General features: G+C 25.8%; 11 protein-coding genes and 1 pseudogene. 2 read left to right on the forward strand and 10 right to left on the reverse strand.

The features are described 5' to 3' along the window. Positions 1-155: 155 nt before the first annotated feature. Positions 156-1,609, reverse strand: a pseudogene (locus HMPREF0216_RS15270) (aminoacyl-histidine dipeptidase). Between the two features lie 125 nt (positions 1,610-1,734). Between HMPREF0216_RS15270 and pyk the strand changes: the two are divergent. Beyond that, positions 1,735-3,153: a pyruvate kinase gene (gene pyk / locus HMPREF0216_RS15275; protein WP_005216188.1), complete on the forward strand. Its 1,419-nt coding sequence runs from the start codon at positions 1,735-1,737 to the stop codon at positions 3,151-3,153. Between the two features lie 114 nt (positions 3,154-3,267). On the opposite strand, the gene rpsA is transcribed toward pyk, so the two are convergent. The 8 genes from rpsA to HMPREF0216_RS15315 form a co-directional block, all read right to left on the reverse strand. Next, positions 3,268-4,410 carry a 30S ribosomal protein S1 gene (gene rpsA / locus HMPREF0216_RS15280; RefSeq protein ID WP_040420214.1) on the reverse strand — a complete coding sequence of 381 codons (1,143 nt, stop codon included), beginning with the start codon at positions 4,408-4,410 and terminating at the stop codon, positions 3,268-3,270. A gap of 148 nt (positions 4,411-4,558) precedes the next feature. Beyond that, entirely contained in the window at positions 4,559-4,978 is a 420-nt protein-coding gene (locus tag HMPREF0216_RS15285; protein WP_005216192.1) for a CBS domain-containing protein, read from the reverse strand. A gap of 94 nt (positions 4,979-5,072) precedes the next feature. Then, positions 5,073-6,005: a 3'-5' exonuclease gene (locus HMPREF0216_RS15290; protein ID WP_005216195.1), complete on the reverse strand. Its 933-nt coding sequence runs from the start codon at positions 6,003-6,005 to the stop codon at positions 5,073-5,075. An 11-nt stretch (positions 6,006-6,016) separates the two neighbouring features. Continuing rightward, entirely contained in the window at positions 6,017-7,807 is a 1,791-nt protein-coding gene (locus HMPREF0216_RS15295; protein ID WP_005216196.1) for a MutS-related protein, read from the reverse strand. A gap of 77 nt (positions 7,808-7,884) precedes the next feature. Further along, the gene (locus HMPREF0216_RS15300) at positions 7,885-10,587 is read right to left on the reverse strand and encodes an AAA family ATPase (protein ID WP_005216199.1); all 2,703 of its coding nucleotides are present in this window, start codon (positions 10,585-10,587) and stop codon (positions 7,885-7,887) included. After that, entirely contained in the window at positions 10,577-11,710 is a 1,134-nt protein-coding gene (locus tag HMPREF0216_RS15305; protein WP_005216202.1) for a metallophosphoesterase family protein, read from the reverse strand. The genes HMPREF0216_RS15300 and HMPREF0216_RS15305 overlap by 11 nt, the downstream gene beginning before the upstream one ends. Before the next feature lie 225 nt (positions 11,711-11,935). Then, the gene (locus HMPREF0216_RS15310) at positions 11,936-12,118 is read right to left on the reverse strand and encodes an alpha/beta-type small acid-soluble spore protein (protein ID WP_005216204.1); all 183 of its coding nucleotides are present in this window, start codon (positions 12,116-12,118) and stop codon (positions 11,936-11,938) included. A gap of 146 nt (positions 12,119-12,264) precedes the next feature. Continuing rightward, positions 12,265-12,525, reverse strand: coding sequence for a hypothetical protein (locus HMPREF0216_RS15315; RefSeq protein WP_005216206.1), 261 nt, complete (start codon positions 12,523-12,525; stop codon positions 12,265-12,267). Positions 12,526-12,654: 129 nt separating this feature from the next. On the opposite strand from HMPREF0216_RS15315, the gene HMPREF0216_RS15320 reads away from it, so the two are divergent. Then, entirely contained in the window at positions 12,655-13,494 is an 840-nt protein-coding gene (locus HMPREF0216_RS15320) for a protein-tyrosine phosphatase family protein (protein WP_005216207.1), read from the forward strand. 88 nt (positions 13,495-13,582) lie between these two features. On the opposite strand, the gene licT is transcribed toward HMPREF0216_RS15320, so the two are convergent. Next, positions 13,583-14,437 (reverse strand): BglG family transcription antiterminator LicT, encoded by an 855-nt coding sequence (gene licT / locus HMPREF0216_RS15325; protein WP_005216209.1) that lies wholly within the window; start codon positions 14,435-14,437, stop codon positions 13,583-13,585. Between the last annotated feature and the right edge of the window lie 239 nt (positions 14,438-14,676).

Raw genomic sequence — 14,676 nt, forward strand, 5'->3', positions numbered from 1 at the left:
AAATTTAACAAAAAAGTGATGATATATTATACAGAAATTTATACATTCTAATAAGTAGCTTACTGCTTCTTAATATATATTCTTTCCAGTCATATCATCACTTTTTCTAATGTAACTTTTAACTTCTAATCTTTTGTTGCTAAGATTTCTTATATTTATTTAATCTCTTTTAGTATAGCCTTTAAGTATTCGTAGCAATTTCTTACCGAAGATATACTCATATGTTCATCTGGTGTATGAACATCATAAAGATTTGGCCCAAAACTTATCATATCAAGGTTTCCTAGCTTTTCATTAAATAATCCACATTCAACCCCAGCATGAATCGCAACTATCTCTGCTTCCTTACCATACATTTCTTTATGAACATTTTGACATATTTCTCTTATCTTTGAATTTGGATTATACTCCCAAGCTGGATAATCTGATGTTGTAGAGAAATCTCCACCTAAAAGCTCAACTATAGTTTTACTTCTTAAAACTATTTCTTCCTTTAATGAAGGTACTGAACTTCTAATAGCAGAATCAAATATAACTTTATTATCTACAGTAGTTAATACTCCTAAATTTGTTGAACTTTCAACTAACGCTTCTATTTCTGTACTCTTTGTATTTATTCCAAATTGGAATAAAGATATAATAAATTCACAACTTTACTTGTACATTCATCTGTAAACTCTTTTCCTTCATTATTAGAATAAATTGAAGCCTCTATTTTTAATCCTGGGTCTTGAGCTCTAAGTTCATTTGAGATTATTGTGTTCCAATTATTAATTATATCCACAACTATATTTTCATCATTAACATTTATAGCTATTACAGCCTCTGCTTCTCTTGGAATAGCATTATTTTTTGAACCACCATTTAAACTTACAAGGTTAAATTTAACTTCTCTTAATAATCCCTTAAGAATTCTGCCTAATATTTTATTTGAATTTCCTCTTTCTTTAATTATATCCATACCAGAGTGACCACCCTTTAATCCTGATATGTTTATTTTTATTAACTTTTTATCATTTATAGCTTGATAATTTACATCTATAGTAGCATTGCTTCTTATACCGCCTGCACAGCTAACTAATAAGTAACCTTCTTCTTCATTATCAAGATTAATTAATATCTTCCCATCTATATGTTCTTTATTTATAGCCATTGCACCTGACATTCCTGTTTCTTCATCAGTAGTAATTAATACCTCTATTGGTGGATGTGGAATATCATCTGATGCTAAAATAGCCATTGCATAAGCAACTGCAATACCATTATCAGCTCCTAATGTCGTATCTGTTGCATAAATATAATCATCAACAATTCTTAATTTTAATGGATCTTTTTCAAAGTCATGCTCTATTCCATTATTCTTTTCACAAACCATATCCATATGACCTTGAATAATTACCGTTGGTGCATTTTCATATCCTTTTGTACCTGGTTTTTTTATAATAATATTTAGCGCTTCATCTTGGATAGACTCTAAACCTAATCTTTTACCAAAATTTAATAAATAATCACTTATTTCTTTTTCATTTCCTGATCCCCTAGGAATATTTGAAATTTCTTCGAAATATTCAAAAACAGCTTTTGGTTCTAAATTTTGTAAAACTTTCATATTGTTGTCTCCTTATTTTGTTAATTATGTTAAAATAATTATATATCAAACAGTATACTATAATCTATATATCAATAAAATTTACTGCTATATAATTTTTATTTTAATTAAAGTGAGGTGGTTTTATGCAAAAGACTAAAATGATTTTTACAATTGGACCTGCAAGTGATAATGAAGAAACTTTAACAAAACTTATAAACATAGGAATGAACGTTGCTAGATTAAATTTTTCCCATGGAACTCACGAAACCCATAAAGATAAAATAAACCTTATAAAAAAAATACGAAAATCCCTAAATACTCCAACAGCAATAATGTTAGATATTAAAGGACCTAAAATTAGAACTCATAACTTTATTAATGATGCTGTAGAGTTAAAGGCTGGACAAATATTTACATTTATATGTGGTGAAGAAATTTTAGGAGATAATACATGTTGTTCTATAACATATGACGAATTATATAAAGATGTTAAGCCTGGTGGCACTATTCTTGTAGATGATGGTGTTTTAAAATTTGAAGTTATCTCTGTAGAAAATAAAAGTATTGTATGCAAAACATTAACTGATGGTGTAATTAGAAATCATAAAGGGGTTAATGTCCCTAACGTTAGTATCAATCTTCCTTCTGTAACAGAAAAAGATAAAAACGACTTAATATTTGGATGTAAAATGGGTGTTGATTTTATTGCTGCATCTTTTGTAAGAAAAGCCTCTGATATCTTAGAAATTAGAGATTTGCTTAATGCCAATAACGGAAGTAACATTCAAATAATAGCTAAAATTGAGAGTCAGGAAGGCGTAAACAACATAGATTCTATTTTAGAAGTATCTGATGGAATAATGGTTGCTAGAGGAGACATGGGCGTTGAAATTCCAATAGAACGAGTTCCTCTTATTCAAAAAACTATAATAAGGAAATGTAATGAAGCTGGAAAAATAGTAATTACAGCTACCCAAATGCTTGATTCAATGATAAGAAACCCACTTCCTACTAGAGCTGAAGCTTGCGATATATGCAATGCCATTTTTGATGGTACCGATGCAATAATGTTAAGTGGTGAAAGTGCAAGTGGATTATATCCTATAGAAGCAGCAATAACTATGTCTAAAATAGCAAAAGAGACGGAATCACATTTAGATTATAACTTTTTAAATCAACGCTTAAAGGAACCTGCAATGTACGATTTTGCTGAAGCTATAAGTTATTCAACTTGTAGAACTTCCAATGTTCTTCATGCTAAGGCAATAGTAGCTGCCACAAACTCTGGTTCTACAGCTAAACTGGTATCAAAATATAAACCTAGGTGTCCTATAATTGCAATAACTCCTCATGATGAAGTTATGCGTGGATTAAGCTTAAATTTTGGTGTCTTTCCAGTTTTATGTTCTCATTTTGAAAGTACTGATGATATTTTAGCAGAAGCAAAAAGAGTTGCTAAGAAGCTAGAACTCGCTACAGAAGGTGATGATATTATTGTAGCTGCAGGCATGCCAACAAACTATACTGGCGGAACCAACATGCTAAAAATAGAAAAAATATAGTTAAAATTAACCTAAAAAGTGCTTATATAACTGAAATGTTATATAAGCACTTTCTCTACTCTAACATTTAATCTAATTTCATAGATAACTGTTCTCTAATATATTTCTTTCATCCTAGAATAAACCTTTGAATAATTCTCCTAGAGTAACCCCATCTTCTGTATCATTATATTGCATGTATTCATTTGATCTTTCTACTGCATCTTTAATACTTAAAGATATTCTCTTATCTGCTTTATTAACATCAAGAACCTTAACTTTTACAGTTTGACCCATTTGAAGTACATCTGATGGTTTTGCTATATTTTCATCTGTAATTTCATTTATATGAACTAATCCTTCAACTCCTGGGAATAATTCTACAAATGCACCAAATGACATAAACTTAACTACTTTACCTTCTACTACATCTCCTGCTTTTATGCTATCTGCATGTACCTTCCAAGGTTCTTTATCTACATCTTTTAATATTAATGAAACTCTCTCATTTTGAGCATCTACTTCACCAACAAATACTGTAACCTTATCTCCAACATTAACAACATCTTCAACTCTTTTAACTCTTTCCCAAGCTAAATCATTAATGTGAATTAATCCTGTAACTCCACCGATATCAACAATTGCACCAGCTTTTATTACTTTCTTAACTATACCTTCTCTTTTTTCTCCACTTTTAATAGACTTCCAAATTTCTTTCTTTTTAGCTTCATAAGCTTCTTCTTCTAAAATTCTTCTAGAAGCAACAATTTTTCTGTTTCTTAAGTCTAATTCTGTTAATCTAACTTCAATTTCTTTTCCAAGTAAAGTTTTAAGATCAACTCTTTCTCTCGAAGCTAATGATGCTGGAATGAATACTCTAATAGATCCATAATATGCAACTAATCCACCTTTAACTTCCTCTTTAACTATAACCTTAATAGTTTCTTCATTTTTAAATGCAGTCTTTAAATCTTCTTTTTCAGTAATTTGAAGTGCTCTTAATCTTGATAATTGCACATAACCTTCTCCATCGTTAGGTGAAATAACGTATACATCTAAAATATCTCCTGGTTTAACCACTTCATTTAAAGAAACATCATTATTTGTTAATTCCTCTTTAGATATAACACCATCAAATGCGTAATTAATATTAACTATAACTTCTTTATCATTAACATCAATAACTTGACCTTTTAATATATCTCCTGAACTTATTCTCTTAACATCAAAATCTTTTAAAAAATCTCCCATTGAGTTTTCGTTTAATTCAACTGTCATAATACCACTCCTCATATAACAAACATTTCACTCTTAATTTTAAGCTACCCTTTAATTTTATACAAGTGTAACTCTCAAAATTTAACTTATTAAAAATATTGTAAATAATAAAAAAAGAACCTCTATTCAGTAAGAGGCCCTTTATTTACTATATTAAGCTTTTTTCCTTACTAATGATGTTATAGCAATAATTTATTATATCTCCACGCTTTATTATACCAATAAAAATACCTTCATCATCAACAACTGGTACAAAATTTTGAGTTGTTGCTAATCTTATAATACTTTCTACATCAGCATTAATTGATACACATTTATGCCTTGTTCTTCTTGGTATTTCACTAACCTTAACATTTTCAGTATTCTTAAAATTAAGATTTGGAGTATTTTTTAGTTTCCACAACAAATCTCCTTCTGTTAATGTTCCCATATACTTGCCTTGTTTATCTATTAATGGAATAGCAGTGTAACCATGATGTTCCATTCTTTCTATAACCTGCCTCATTGTTGCTTCTATATTTTCGTAAATAACCTCACTTTTAGGAGTTAAAAGAAACGCAATATTCATATCATTTCCCCTTCTTTTAATTCTAATTTATAATTATATCTTCCTATTTCATTTTATCATATTTTCAATGTAAATGTTGTAAATATTTTGATTTTTAACAATTTGTTAATTTAGTTGCGTGTTTATTGAAAATTTTATTTTTAAACTTATCTTCATATCTTATATACTCATATTCGTCAATAATTGTTGATACCTCTTTATATATTTCATCACCACATAAACTTCTTTTTACAATAAGCTCGTCCATAACTTTACTATCACATTTTGAACATATACCAAGAGATATAAATCTCCACCCTACTATTATAAATGGATAACTAACATCTAGTTTACTCTTACATTTAGGACAAATTTGTTTAATCTTACTATAGTCTAATTCAATATCCTCTAATGATTTTACATCTAAAGCTGGCATTTTAAATATATCCTTTATAATATAGTTTTTTACAGCTCTTGAATTATATATATTCTTAAATACATGAGCTGTATAAATAGCATCATTTAAAGCATCATGTAATAGCTCTTCATTTGCTTTTATTTTTAAATACTTAAGAGCATTCTTTAAGCTTAATGATTTTTTATATCCTAATATTTTGGTTGTATATTCTTGAATATCAAGATAATTTTGTATCCAACTTAAATCATTATAGCCATAATAATTAGAATTCCTTATTATTTCAGCAATATCATCCTTTGCCCATGAACAAATAATGTCTCCATCATCTACCATATTCCTTAATTTTTCAATTCCTTCTATAAAAGGTACTCCATTTTCTAAACTTTTTACATCAATATTAGTTATCTCTAATATTTTAGGATTTATTACTGGAATTACACTTGGCTTTATAAATACCCTTAACTCTTCTAATGGTTTAAGATGTACATCTAATTTTATTGCACCAATTTCAATTATCTCATTTACTAAATCTAAATTTTTCAAATTTGGAATTTCATTATATATATTAGGAAAACACTTATGTATTCCACTTAAATTATTAAATTCTAAGTCAATTATTATAAAAGCCAAAATTCTCCCCCCTAAATCTCAATACCTGCTAATTTCATCAAATGTCTTGCATTCTGTGTCTCACTTTTTCCTTTTCTGAGAATATAATCAAAATGTATTTCATTATTTTTATAGTATTCTCTAAAATTATAATTAACAAGCCACTTTCTTTCATTTTCTAAATTACATAGCTCTAAATCATGTGTAGAAACTAATCCCATACCATCCAATTTTACAAGTTGTTCTATTAATATTTTAGCACCTTCATGTCTATCTCTTGAATTAGTACCTTTAAAAATCTCATCTAACAAGAAAAATACTTTTTCTCCACGTTTAGCTCCTTCAATTACTAATTTAATTCTTAATATTTCTGCATAAAAAGATGATATATTTTCTTCTAGATTATCCTGTGTTCTCATACATGTATAAATATTATATATTCCACATTTAAACGATTTTGAAAATGTAGGTAATCCTAAATATGAAAGCACCATATTAAATCCAATTGTTCTTAAAAAGGTACTTTTTCCTGACATATTTGAACCTGTAATCAATGCAACCTTCTCTGAATTACTTAATTTAAAACTATTAACTTTAGCTCTATCTCCAAGTAGCGGATGTCCCCCATCTACTATCTCAATCTCATTTGCACCTGAAATACTTGGATAAACCCAATCTTCATGTTCAAATGCTAAACTAGAAAGACTTATTAATGATTCAATTTCTCCCATTATTTTCAGCCATTTTTCTAAATTTTCACCATTAGTGCTCTTCCATTTTTCTAAATTATACAGAATAAATATATCTGACATAAATAGTACATTTATTATTAAATAGTAAGCATTTGCATTACTATCTCCAAGCCAATTTATTATATTCTTAAGCTTAGACATTTGTTTTTTGCAACTTACATCTCTACTGAATAAACCCTTTTGTAATTTAACTAATTTATCTGATTTAAAGTTTTCCTCTTGAATTATGCTTAATATATTACTATATTGAACTATTTTCTTTTTATTACTTATAAAAATATCAATGACATCTGTTAATCTTCTTGTAAGTAGCTTAATTACTAAATAATTTATAACTAAATCCAATAATAAATATTTTATTTCCAATCTTCCTATAACGGTTAAAAATAATAAAATACTTGTAATAGTTATAAAAAAATACGGAATAAATCTTATAGTAAAATTATTATCTGATTTCTCATTTATCCATTTAATTAATAAATCTAATTTATCTTTTTCTTTCTTTTCCCTATATGCTTCAAGATATATTTTTTCACAAAATTCCCTTTTATCAGCTAACTCTTTTATAGCCTCTTGATTATCCTTAATCTCATATCTAGTAGGAATGTTTTTCAGCATTAATTTTTCAGCTAAACTTTCTCTTCCAAACTTTGTTATAGTTATATTTATCCACTGAAATAATGAATTTTTTCCAAAGATATCCAAATCACTTGCGAATTGATTATCTTCTTCTATAAATTCTACTCCTGTATCCACAAATGATTTCCAATCACCATTTAATCTTTTTTTCCCTTTTTCATTATATTCAAGCATTATTAATATCTTATTTTTTTTATTTATTTTTCCATTATGAACGAATGCTATTAACATAAAAGTTATAACGGATATTATTGCAATAATAATCATTCCGTTAATATTATCTCTTTTATATGCAAAATATACCATAATTAATGCAATAGCAACTATTACAAATCTAATGCTTGAGAATATTATAAGTTCTTTTTCTAAACTTCTTAATTCTTCTTTAAACTTAATAATATTATCTTCATAATATTTAAGTGCCTTTTTCATTAACAATACCTCTTTTTAATTAATTTTATATTTTAAGTTTAGACTATTTTTATCATTTAATCCATATAAAAGTAATTTTATTTCATTAATTCATTATATTTGTATTTAACATTTTCCCTATTTAATATTTCTATTTCTCTATTTTGGCAAGTAAATATAAGTATTTGTTTAATATTTAACTTTATTAAATGTTTTAAAGCTCTGTCTAATCTTTTATCATCATATTGAATAAAAGTATCGTCTAAATAAATTGCTAAATCTTTTAATTTAAATATCATTTCTATAAATGCTAATCTCAAAGCTAAGTATAATTGATCATTAGCTCCATTACTTAAAAACTCTGATCTTAACATATTATTTTCATCTTTAACCATCATTTCATAATTATCATCAACCATAACTTTATTATATTTCTCATAAGTAAGCTCTTTAAATCCTTCTATTACTTTATCATTTAGTACTTCTCCAATCCCACCCCTAAGTTCATCATAAGCTTCCTTTAAAATATTATTTGCAATAATGCTTGCTTCAAGCTGTTTTTTTAACCTAATAATTTTTCTGTTAGTTTCTTCTATTTCCTCTTCTATTTCTGGAATATTTCTTTTACCCTTAAATCTAGTATTAACTTCATTTTCTATATCTTTAATTTGTTTTTCTATATCAATTAACTCTTTATTTTTATCTCTTATAGCTTTATCAACTTCTTCTTCATTTTTATAATCATAATTATCGTTATTATGAATTATATCTAACATTTCTTCTTTTATTAACTCAATATCTTTATCTTTAGTTAATGCTAAATAGGCTTCCTCAACAGATGCAAGTTTTTTATCTATCTCATCTTTTAATACTATCTTTTCTTCTAAATCTAAAATAACTTGCCCTGTATTATTTATATTATTATTTTTAATTCCAATTAAGCTTAATTCTTCAGCTATTTTTTTTTGCTTTAAATTTAATTCATTTACTGTATTATTTAAGGAAGTAGCTAAATTCTTAATTTCTATTTCCATTGCAACAAAATCTTTTTCAATTTTTTTATAATTATTTATAGTATTTATTAGCTTGTCTATATTTTTAGCATTAGCAATTTCTAAATATTTTTTTATCTCTATTTCATTTTCATTGTAATTTATTAATGCTTTATCTAAATCTAATAGTTCTTTTTGTCTTATATTTTCTAATATTCTCTCGTTTATCTTTTCTTGTATACTTAAATAATCATTATAGATCGTTAAGTTCTTTAATAATTCTTCATAACTTTCAACTCCTATAATACTCATATAAGAGTTTAATTGTTTTTCTAAATCATCTATGCTTTTCTTTAAATTATTTATCTTTTTATTATTATTATTTGAAGAGTACACCTTATAAACATATAACGAAAATGTTACCATCGCTATAATATATAAACTTAAGCTTAAAACAATATTTTTAATAATAAGGCCAATAATTAAAGCAAAAATTACTATACATATTAATCCTTTATCAGAAAGCACATTAATTTTAACTTTTTTATTTTCTTCTATGCTAGTTTTTAATTCTACTAATTTGTTTTTATATTCTTTAAGAGTGCTTTCTATTTCAGGTTTGATTTCTTCTATTTTTTTTAAATTTCTAACTATTTTTCTTGCTTCACTTTCTTTATTTTCTAAATAGCTAATTTCACTATCTATTTTTTTCTTTATATTAACTTTCTCACCTAATATATCTTTTTGGATTTTTAACTTTTCTAGTCTGTTTACAATATCCTCATCAAATTTATTTATATAGTCATATTGTTTAAAAGGTTCTTTGGCTTTTCTTAAATTATCCTCTTTCATTTTCATTTCTTCTTCTTGCTTTTTCTTTGTATCTAAAAGCCTTAAATAAATGAAATATTCTTCTTTGATATTATCTATGATTTTTTTATCAATTATTTTATCATTAAATTTTAAAGATTTTATAATATTCTTTTCTTCATTTTCTAGTTCTTGTTTTCTTAAAAAATAATTATTTATTTCTTCATACTCTTTCTTTAATTTTATTTTTTTTAAATACTTTTTATATTCATCTAAACTAATTAACTTAAAATTTAAATATTTTCTTGCTTCTTTCAATTTAATAATATTTTCCTCATTTTTTAAATTATTTTCGGATAATTCATATGCCTCATATCTTTCTTTAAGTAAACTGCTGTACTTTTGTGTTAATAAATCATATTCTCCGCTCTTTCTATTATTAGAAATACTTTTTCTATACCTTTCTATTTTAAGAAATGATGAATCTATCGAAGATTCTTCTTCATTTTCACTAACTAAATTAACTATCTTATCTAATATCTCTTCATCTTTATTTCTCTTAACATTCACAGCTAATTGCCCAATAAACAATGTGTTTAAAAACGTTGCTCTATTTATTCCTAGTAGGCTCTTTCCAGGCTCATCAGAACTTATTTCATTGGCTGCATTCCCAGTTATAGCATCTATTACTATGCATGAATCCTCCTTTTTTGTTTTACCAAAAACCCTTTTTATAATATACTCTTTATTTTTATGCTCTATATATAATTCTCCGCTAATTTTATCACCATTTATAGGTGAATATCTTAACCTTTCATTATTTCTATAATCTTTTCCTCTATAGCTTGAAAATCCATATAACCATACCTTTATAAAAGATTGAATTGTACTTTTGCCTGCTTCATTTTCTCCATATATAATATTTATTCCTTCATTTAGCTCTAAAACTTTATTTTTCAATCCCCCAAAAGCAATTATATTTATTTTTTTAATAATCATCTAATTTCACCTCTTCTTGTGAAATACTCTTTATACCAAGCTTTAAGGCTATATTTAATATTTCTTTTTCATCCTCATTTTTTGCTTCTTCTAATAATTTATAGATTTTAGAGATAAATTTTCCCCTTATAGAAAAATTCTCGGATATCGTATCTAAATTTATTTCTATGCTACTATTATCAATAATTTTTATATAATAAAACTCATCTTCCAACATTTCTGTTATAACTTTTTCATCAAAATTTAGATTTTCCTTTATATTGCCTCTTAATACTATTTTATAAAAATTATTTTTTCTTTCATCAGCTTCACAGTTAGATAATATGCTTTGCATTACTTCCTTATAAGTAATACAATTGCTTATATCAACATCTTTTATTATATATTTTCTTTTATGTGTATGAATAAACTCTAAATGGGTACCACCATTAAATACATCACCTAAAATTACGCCCTTCTCACCTATTTCATCAAATCCTCTACCTTGAGGACATCCACAATAAGCATAACTAGTTGAATTTTCCCTTAAAATCCCTGAAAACTTATGTCTGTGACCTAATGCTATATAATCCATTTTAGATTCTTTTATATCATTTAAATAAATAGGATTGTATTCATTTTCTTTATTTTCATTTGAAATTTCTCCATGAAGCAGCATTATATTAATTTTCTCTTTATCTATTTTTACTTTTTCTATTAACGTACTCTTTTCATATTTTTTTCTAAAAGCAGCTCCCCATATAACTACATTTAGTTTTGGTATTTCCTTTTTTTCTAGTTCACCTTTAAATATATAAATATTATTTGGAAAGTCTATAAGCTTATAAAATGATTTCTCTCCATATGGATCATGATTTCCTGGCGATATAAAAACATATACATTAGATATTCTTTTTAATTGCTCTATTATAAAAAATATAGTACTTCTATTTACTGTTAAATTATCAAATACATCGCCTGCAATAAGTAATACTTCTACTTTTTTCTCTATGACTAAATCTATAATTTTTTTAAATACTTCTAATAATTCATTCTTACTTTTTCTTGAAATATTTTTATTTAATTCTTTAAATGGAGTATCAAAATGTAAATCCCCACAATGTAAAATCTTAACCTTTTTCATTTACTACCCTTCTTATTTACGAACTTTTGTTCTTATTTTATCACATTTTTTGGTAATAAAAAAGAAAAGAACCATATTTTATAGAAATTAATTCTACATAAATATAGTTCTTCCCTTTTGAACGATAGTCTTAAGTTTCAGGTGGTAATTCACTCATAACAGTACTCACCCTCTCGAAAGTATTGTTTCCTTACTTAAGTTAATTTGAGTCTCCGTTAGTGATGATTACTTTAATCCACTTTCGTATTGTTCTACCATTCTCTTAACCATTTCACCACCTACGGAACCGCATTGTCTAGATGTTAGGTTACCATTGTAATCTGTGAATGGTACTCCCATTTCCGCTGCTACTTCGTTCTTGAATGCGCTTAATCCTTGTTTTGCTTCTGGAACTAATGCTTTTGACATAATAGATTCCTCCTTTGGCTTCCAGGTTTTTTGTAAACTTAACTTAAACTTTTTTTAAATTTAAGTTGTTTCTGTTTACACTATTATATTAACCAGTATAAGTTTTTATATTACAAGTAAATTTTGGAGTTAATTCTTTTTTTGACTTATCCTTCATTGATTTGGTTATTTTTATTCTTTTTTATTTTACTTAATATAAAATCTCTAATAACAGCTACTACAAGGCCTATTTGAAACGATACTGAAAGAGTTATTAACTGCAAACGATTAGTGGCACTTACATTATAAACTATACATGTTTCTATAACCCATATTATGCTAGATATAAACAAAGCTTTCTTCCCTATAATTAATGAACTAAAAAAAATACTAAAAAAAATAATTATTTGAATTTGAATAAAATTCATATTTCACCTCTCACTTATTTTAGGTTTTAATTTATTTAAATTCTATCCAAATCACATTTTTTTAAACAAAGAATAAATCCTTTTTAAGTTACAGAAAATATTATAAGAATTAATTATTGGAGGTTATATATGAAAAGTTATTTTTTTAGAAAGGTTAATTTAATTTTTGTTTTTATTCTACTTTCTACCTTTATATCTGCTAATCCTATGAACAATTTATTTAAAAATAACAAAACACTTATTGTTTTAGACAGTGCATCAAATTCTGGTTTACCTGATAGATTCAGAGATATTACTAATTTAAATATATCTGGTAGTTCTCAATTTACAAAATCTCAAATAAATAATCTAAAGGAAGCCATAAACAAACCCAATATTTGTATAGTGGATCTTAGACAAGAATCTCATGGAATGTTAAACGATTTTGCAATAAGCTTTTTTAGCCCATATACTGATTTAAATAATGGATTAACAACAGAAGAAGTTATAAAGAAAGAAAACTCTCAATTATCTTCTATAAAAATTGGCTCTGACGTTGATATTTATCATAAAACTGGAAGATTATTTAAAGAAGTAACTGCTGAATTTGTAAGTAATGAAGATTCTATTGTAACAAATGATACTATGCAATATAAACGATATGCAGTAAAAGACAACGGTTCACCTACACCTATCATTGTTGATAATTTTGTTGAATTTATAAAAAACAAACCTACTGATTTACATATCCATTTTCATTGTGATGCTGGTGAAGGAAGAACTACCTTATTTATGGCAATGTATCAAACTATGCTAAATAATACTAATCTATCTTTAAATCAAATAATATCTTATCAATATAATATAGGTGGGATACTTTTAACAGATAATAAAAATCAACTTGAATTCCTACAAGAATTCTATAACTATGTATCTGAAAATAAATCTACTAATTACGAAAAAACTTATTCTCAATGGATAACTGAATAATCATTAAATGCCCCAATTAAGATAATCTTAATTGGGGCATTTATATGCATACACTATTTCAATTTTCCACTAATATATTTAATTATAACTATCTATTATTTTTTTCTCTAGCTACTGATACAACTCTTTGTATATGCATAGTTAAGTAAACAAGCTCATCATCATTTACCTTGTATTCATTATTATTTAATATATATTCACCTATTTTTTCAGCACATCCATAAGCTTCTTTATATGTGTTAGATACCATCTTTACAAATGAATCATCAGTGCTTTCATGTTGATTATTATTAACTATTCTCTTTGCAAAATACTTTAAATGAGTTAATAATCTATCATAATTTAAATCATCTTCATCAAGCTCTATAGTAAAATGATATTTAATTATATTTAATATATCCTTTATAATTTTTGTTGATTCTACAGACTTCATTGTAGTTTCTTTATATCCCGCATTAACAAAATGTAAAGCTATAAATCCAGCTTCATCTTCTGGTAATTCTACGTCTAACTTTTTATTAATATAATCAACAGCCCATAAGGAAATTTTAAATTCCTTTTTATGAACTCTTCTTATTTCATTTAATAAATCGTTCTTTATTGTTATGCCACTTTTGAATCTTTTTACCGCAAAGGCAATATGATCAGATAAAGATATATATATTTGTTTATCTAACTCCGTATTTAATTCAACTATTGCATGAGTTATTATCTCATCTGCAATTTCAAATATACCTTCTGGAATTTGATTAATTAATTTCTTTATTTTATTCCCCAAATTTTCATCTTCAACATAAAAGACCTTTTCAATTTTTCTTTCATCTATTAATTGACCAGCATTTTTATTAAATGCTATTCCACTTCCCATGAGAATAACTTCTTTTCTTGTTTTAGGATCTATTGAAACAACAACATTATTGTTTAAGACTTTTTCCACTAGCATTTTTACTATCCCCCTTATGGAATTTAATAAAATAAGGGCTGTACCAAAATAACTTTTATTCTACTAATAAAACTATGTGCTAATTTAAGTAAAATAGATTATTTCTTTTTGATACAATCCCTCTTATTTCAAGTATTACTATATTAGCAAAGCATTTTACCATTGTCAATTGTTAATGTTTTCAATATTTTTTGTCGTTATATCAAAAAAAGACTTAACATTTTAAATGTTAAGTCTTT

Origin of the sequence: Clostridium celatum DSM 1785 (genome assembly GCF_000320405.1) — a bacterium.
Classification (GTDB): domain Bacteria; phylum Bacillota; class Clostridia; order Clostridiales; family Clostridiaceae; genus Clostridium; species Clostridium celatum.

What these genes read in the sequence shown, in the direction of transcription:
- HMPREF0216_RS15315 (WP_005216206.1), bottom strand. Translation starts at nt 12,525, where the DNA reads ATGAATTTTATTCAAATTCAAATAATTATTTTTTTTAGTATTTTTTTT.
- licT (WP_005216209.1), bottom strand. Translation starts at nt 14,437, where the DNA reads ATGCTAGTGGAAAAAGTCTTAAACAATAATGTTGTTGTTTCAATAGAT.
- HMPREF0216_RS15300 (WP_005216199.1), bottom strand. Translation starts at nt 10,587, where the DNA reads ATGATTATTAAAAAAATAAATATAATTGCTTTTGGGGGATTGAAAAAT.
- pyk (WP_005216188.1), top strand. Translation starts at nt 1,735, where the DNA reads ATGCAAAAGACTAAAATGATTTTTACAATTGGACCTGCAAGTGATAAT.
- HMPREF0216_RS15310 (WP_005216204.1), bottom strand. Translation starts at nt 12,118, where the DNA reads ATGTCAAAAGCATTAGTTCCAGAAGCAAAACAAGGATTAAGCGCATTC.
- rpsA (WP_040420214.1), bottom strand. Translation starts at nt 4,410, where the DNA reads ATGACAGTTGAATTAAACGAAAACTCAATGGGAGATTTTTTAAAAGAT.
- HMPREF0216_RS15305 (WP_005216202.1), bottom strand. Translation starts at nt 11,710, where the DNA reads ATGAAAAAGGTTAAGATTTTACATTGTGGGGATTTACATTTTGATACT.
- HMPREF0216_RS15295 (WP_005216196.1), bottom strand. Translation starts at nt 7,807, where the DNA reads ATGAAAAAGGCACTTAAATATTATGAAGATAATATTATTAAGTTTAAA.
- HMPREF0216_RS15320 (WP_005216207.1), top strand. Translation starts at nt 12,655, where the DNA reads ATGAAAAGTTATTTTTTTAGAAAGGTTAATTTAATTTTTGTTTTTATT.
- HMPREF0216_RS15285 (WP_005216192.1), bottom strand. Translation starts at nt 4,978, where the DNA reads ATGAATATTGCGTTTCTTTTAACTCCTAAAAGTGAGGTTATTTACGAA.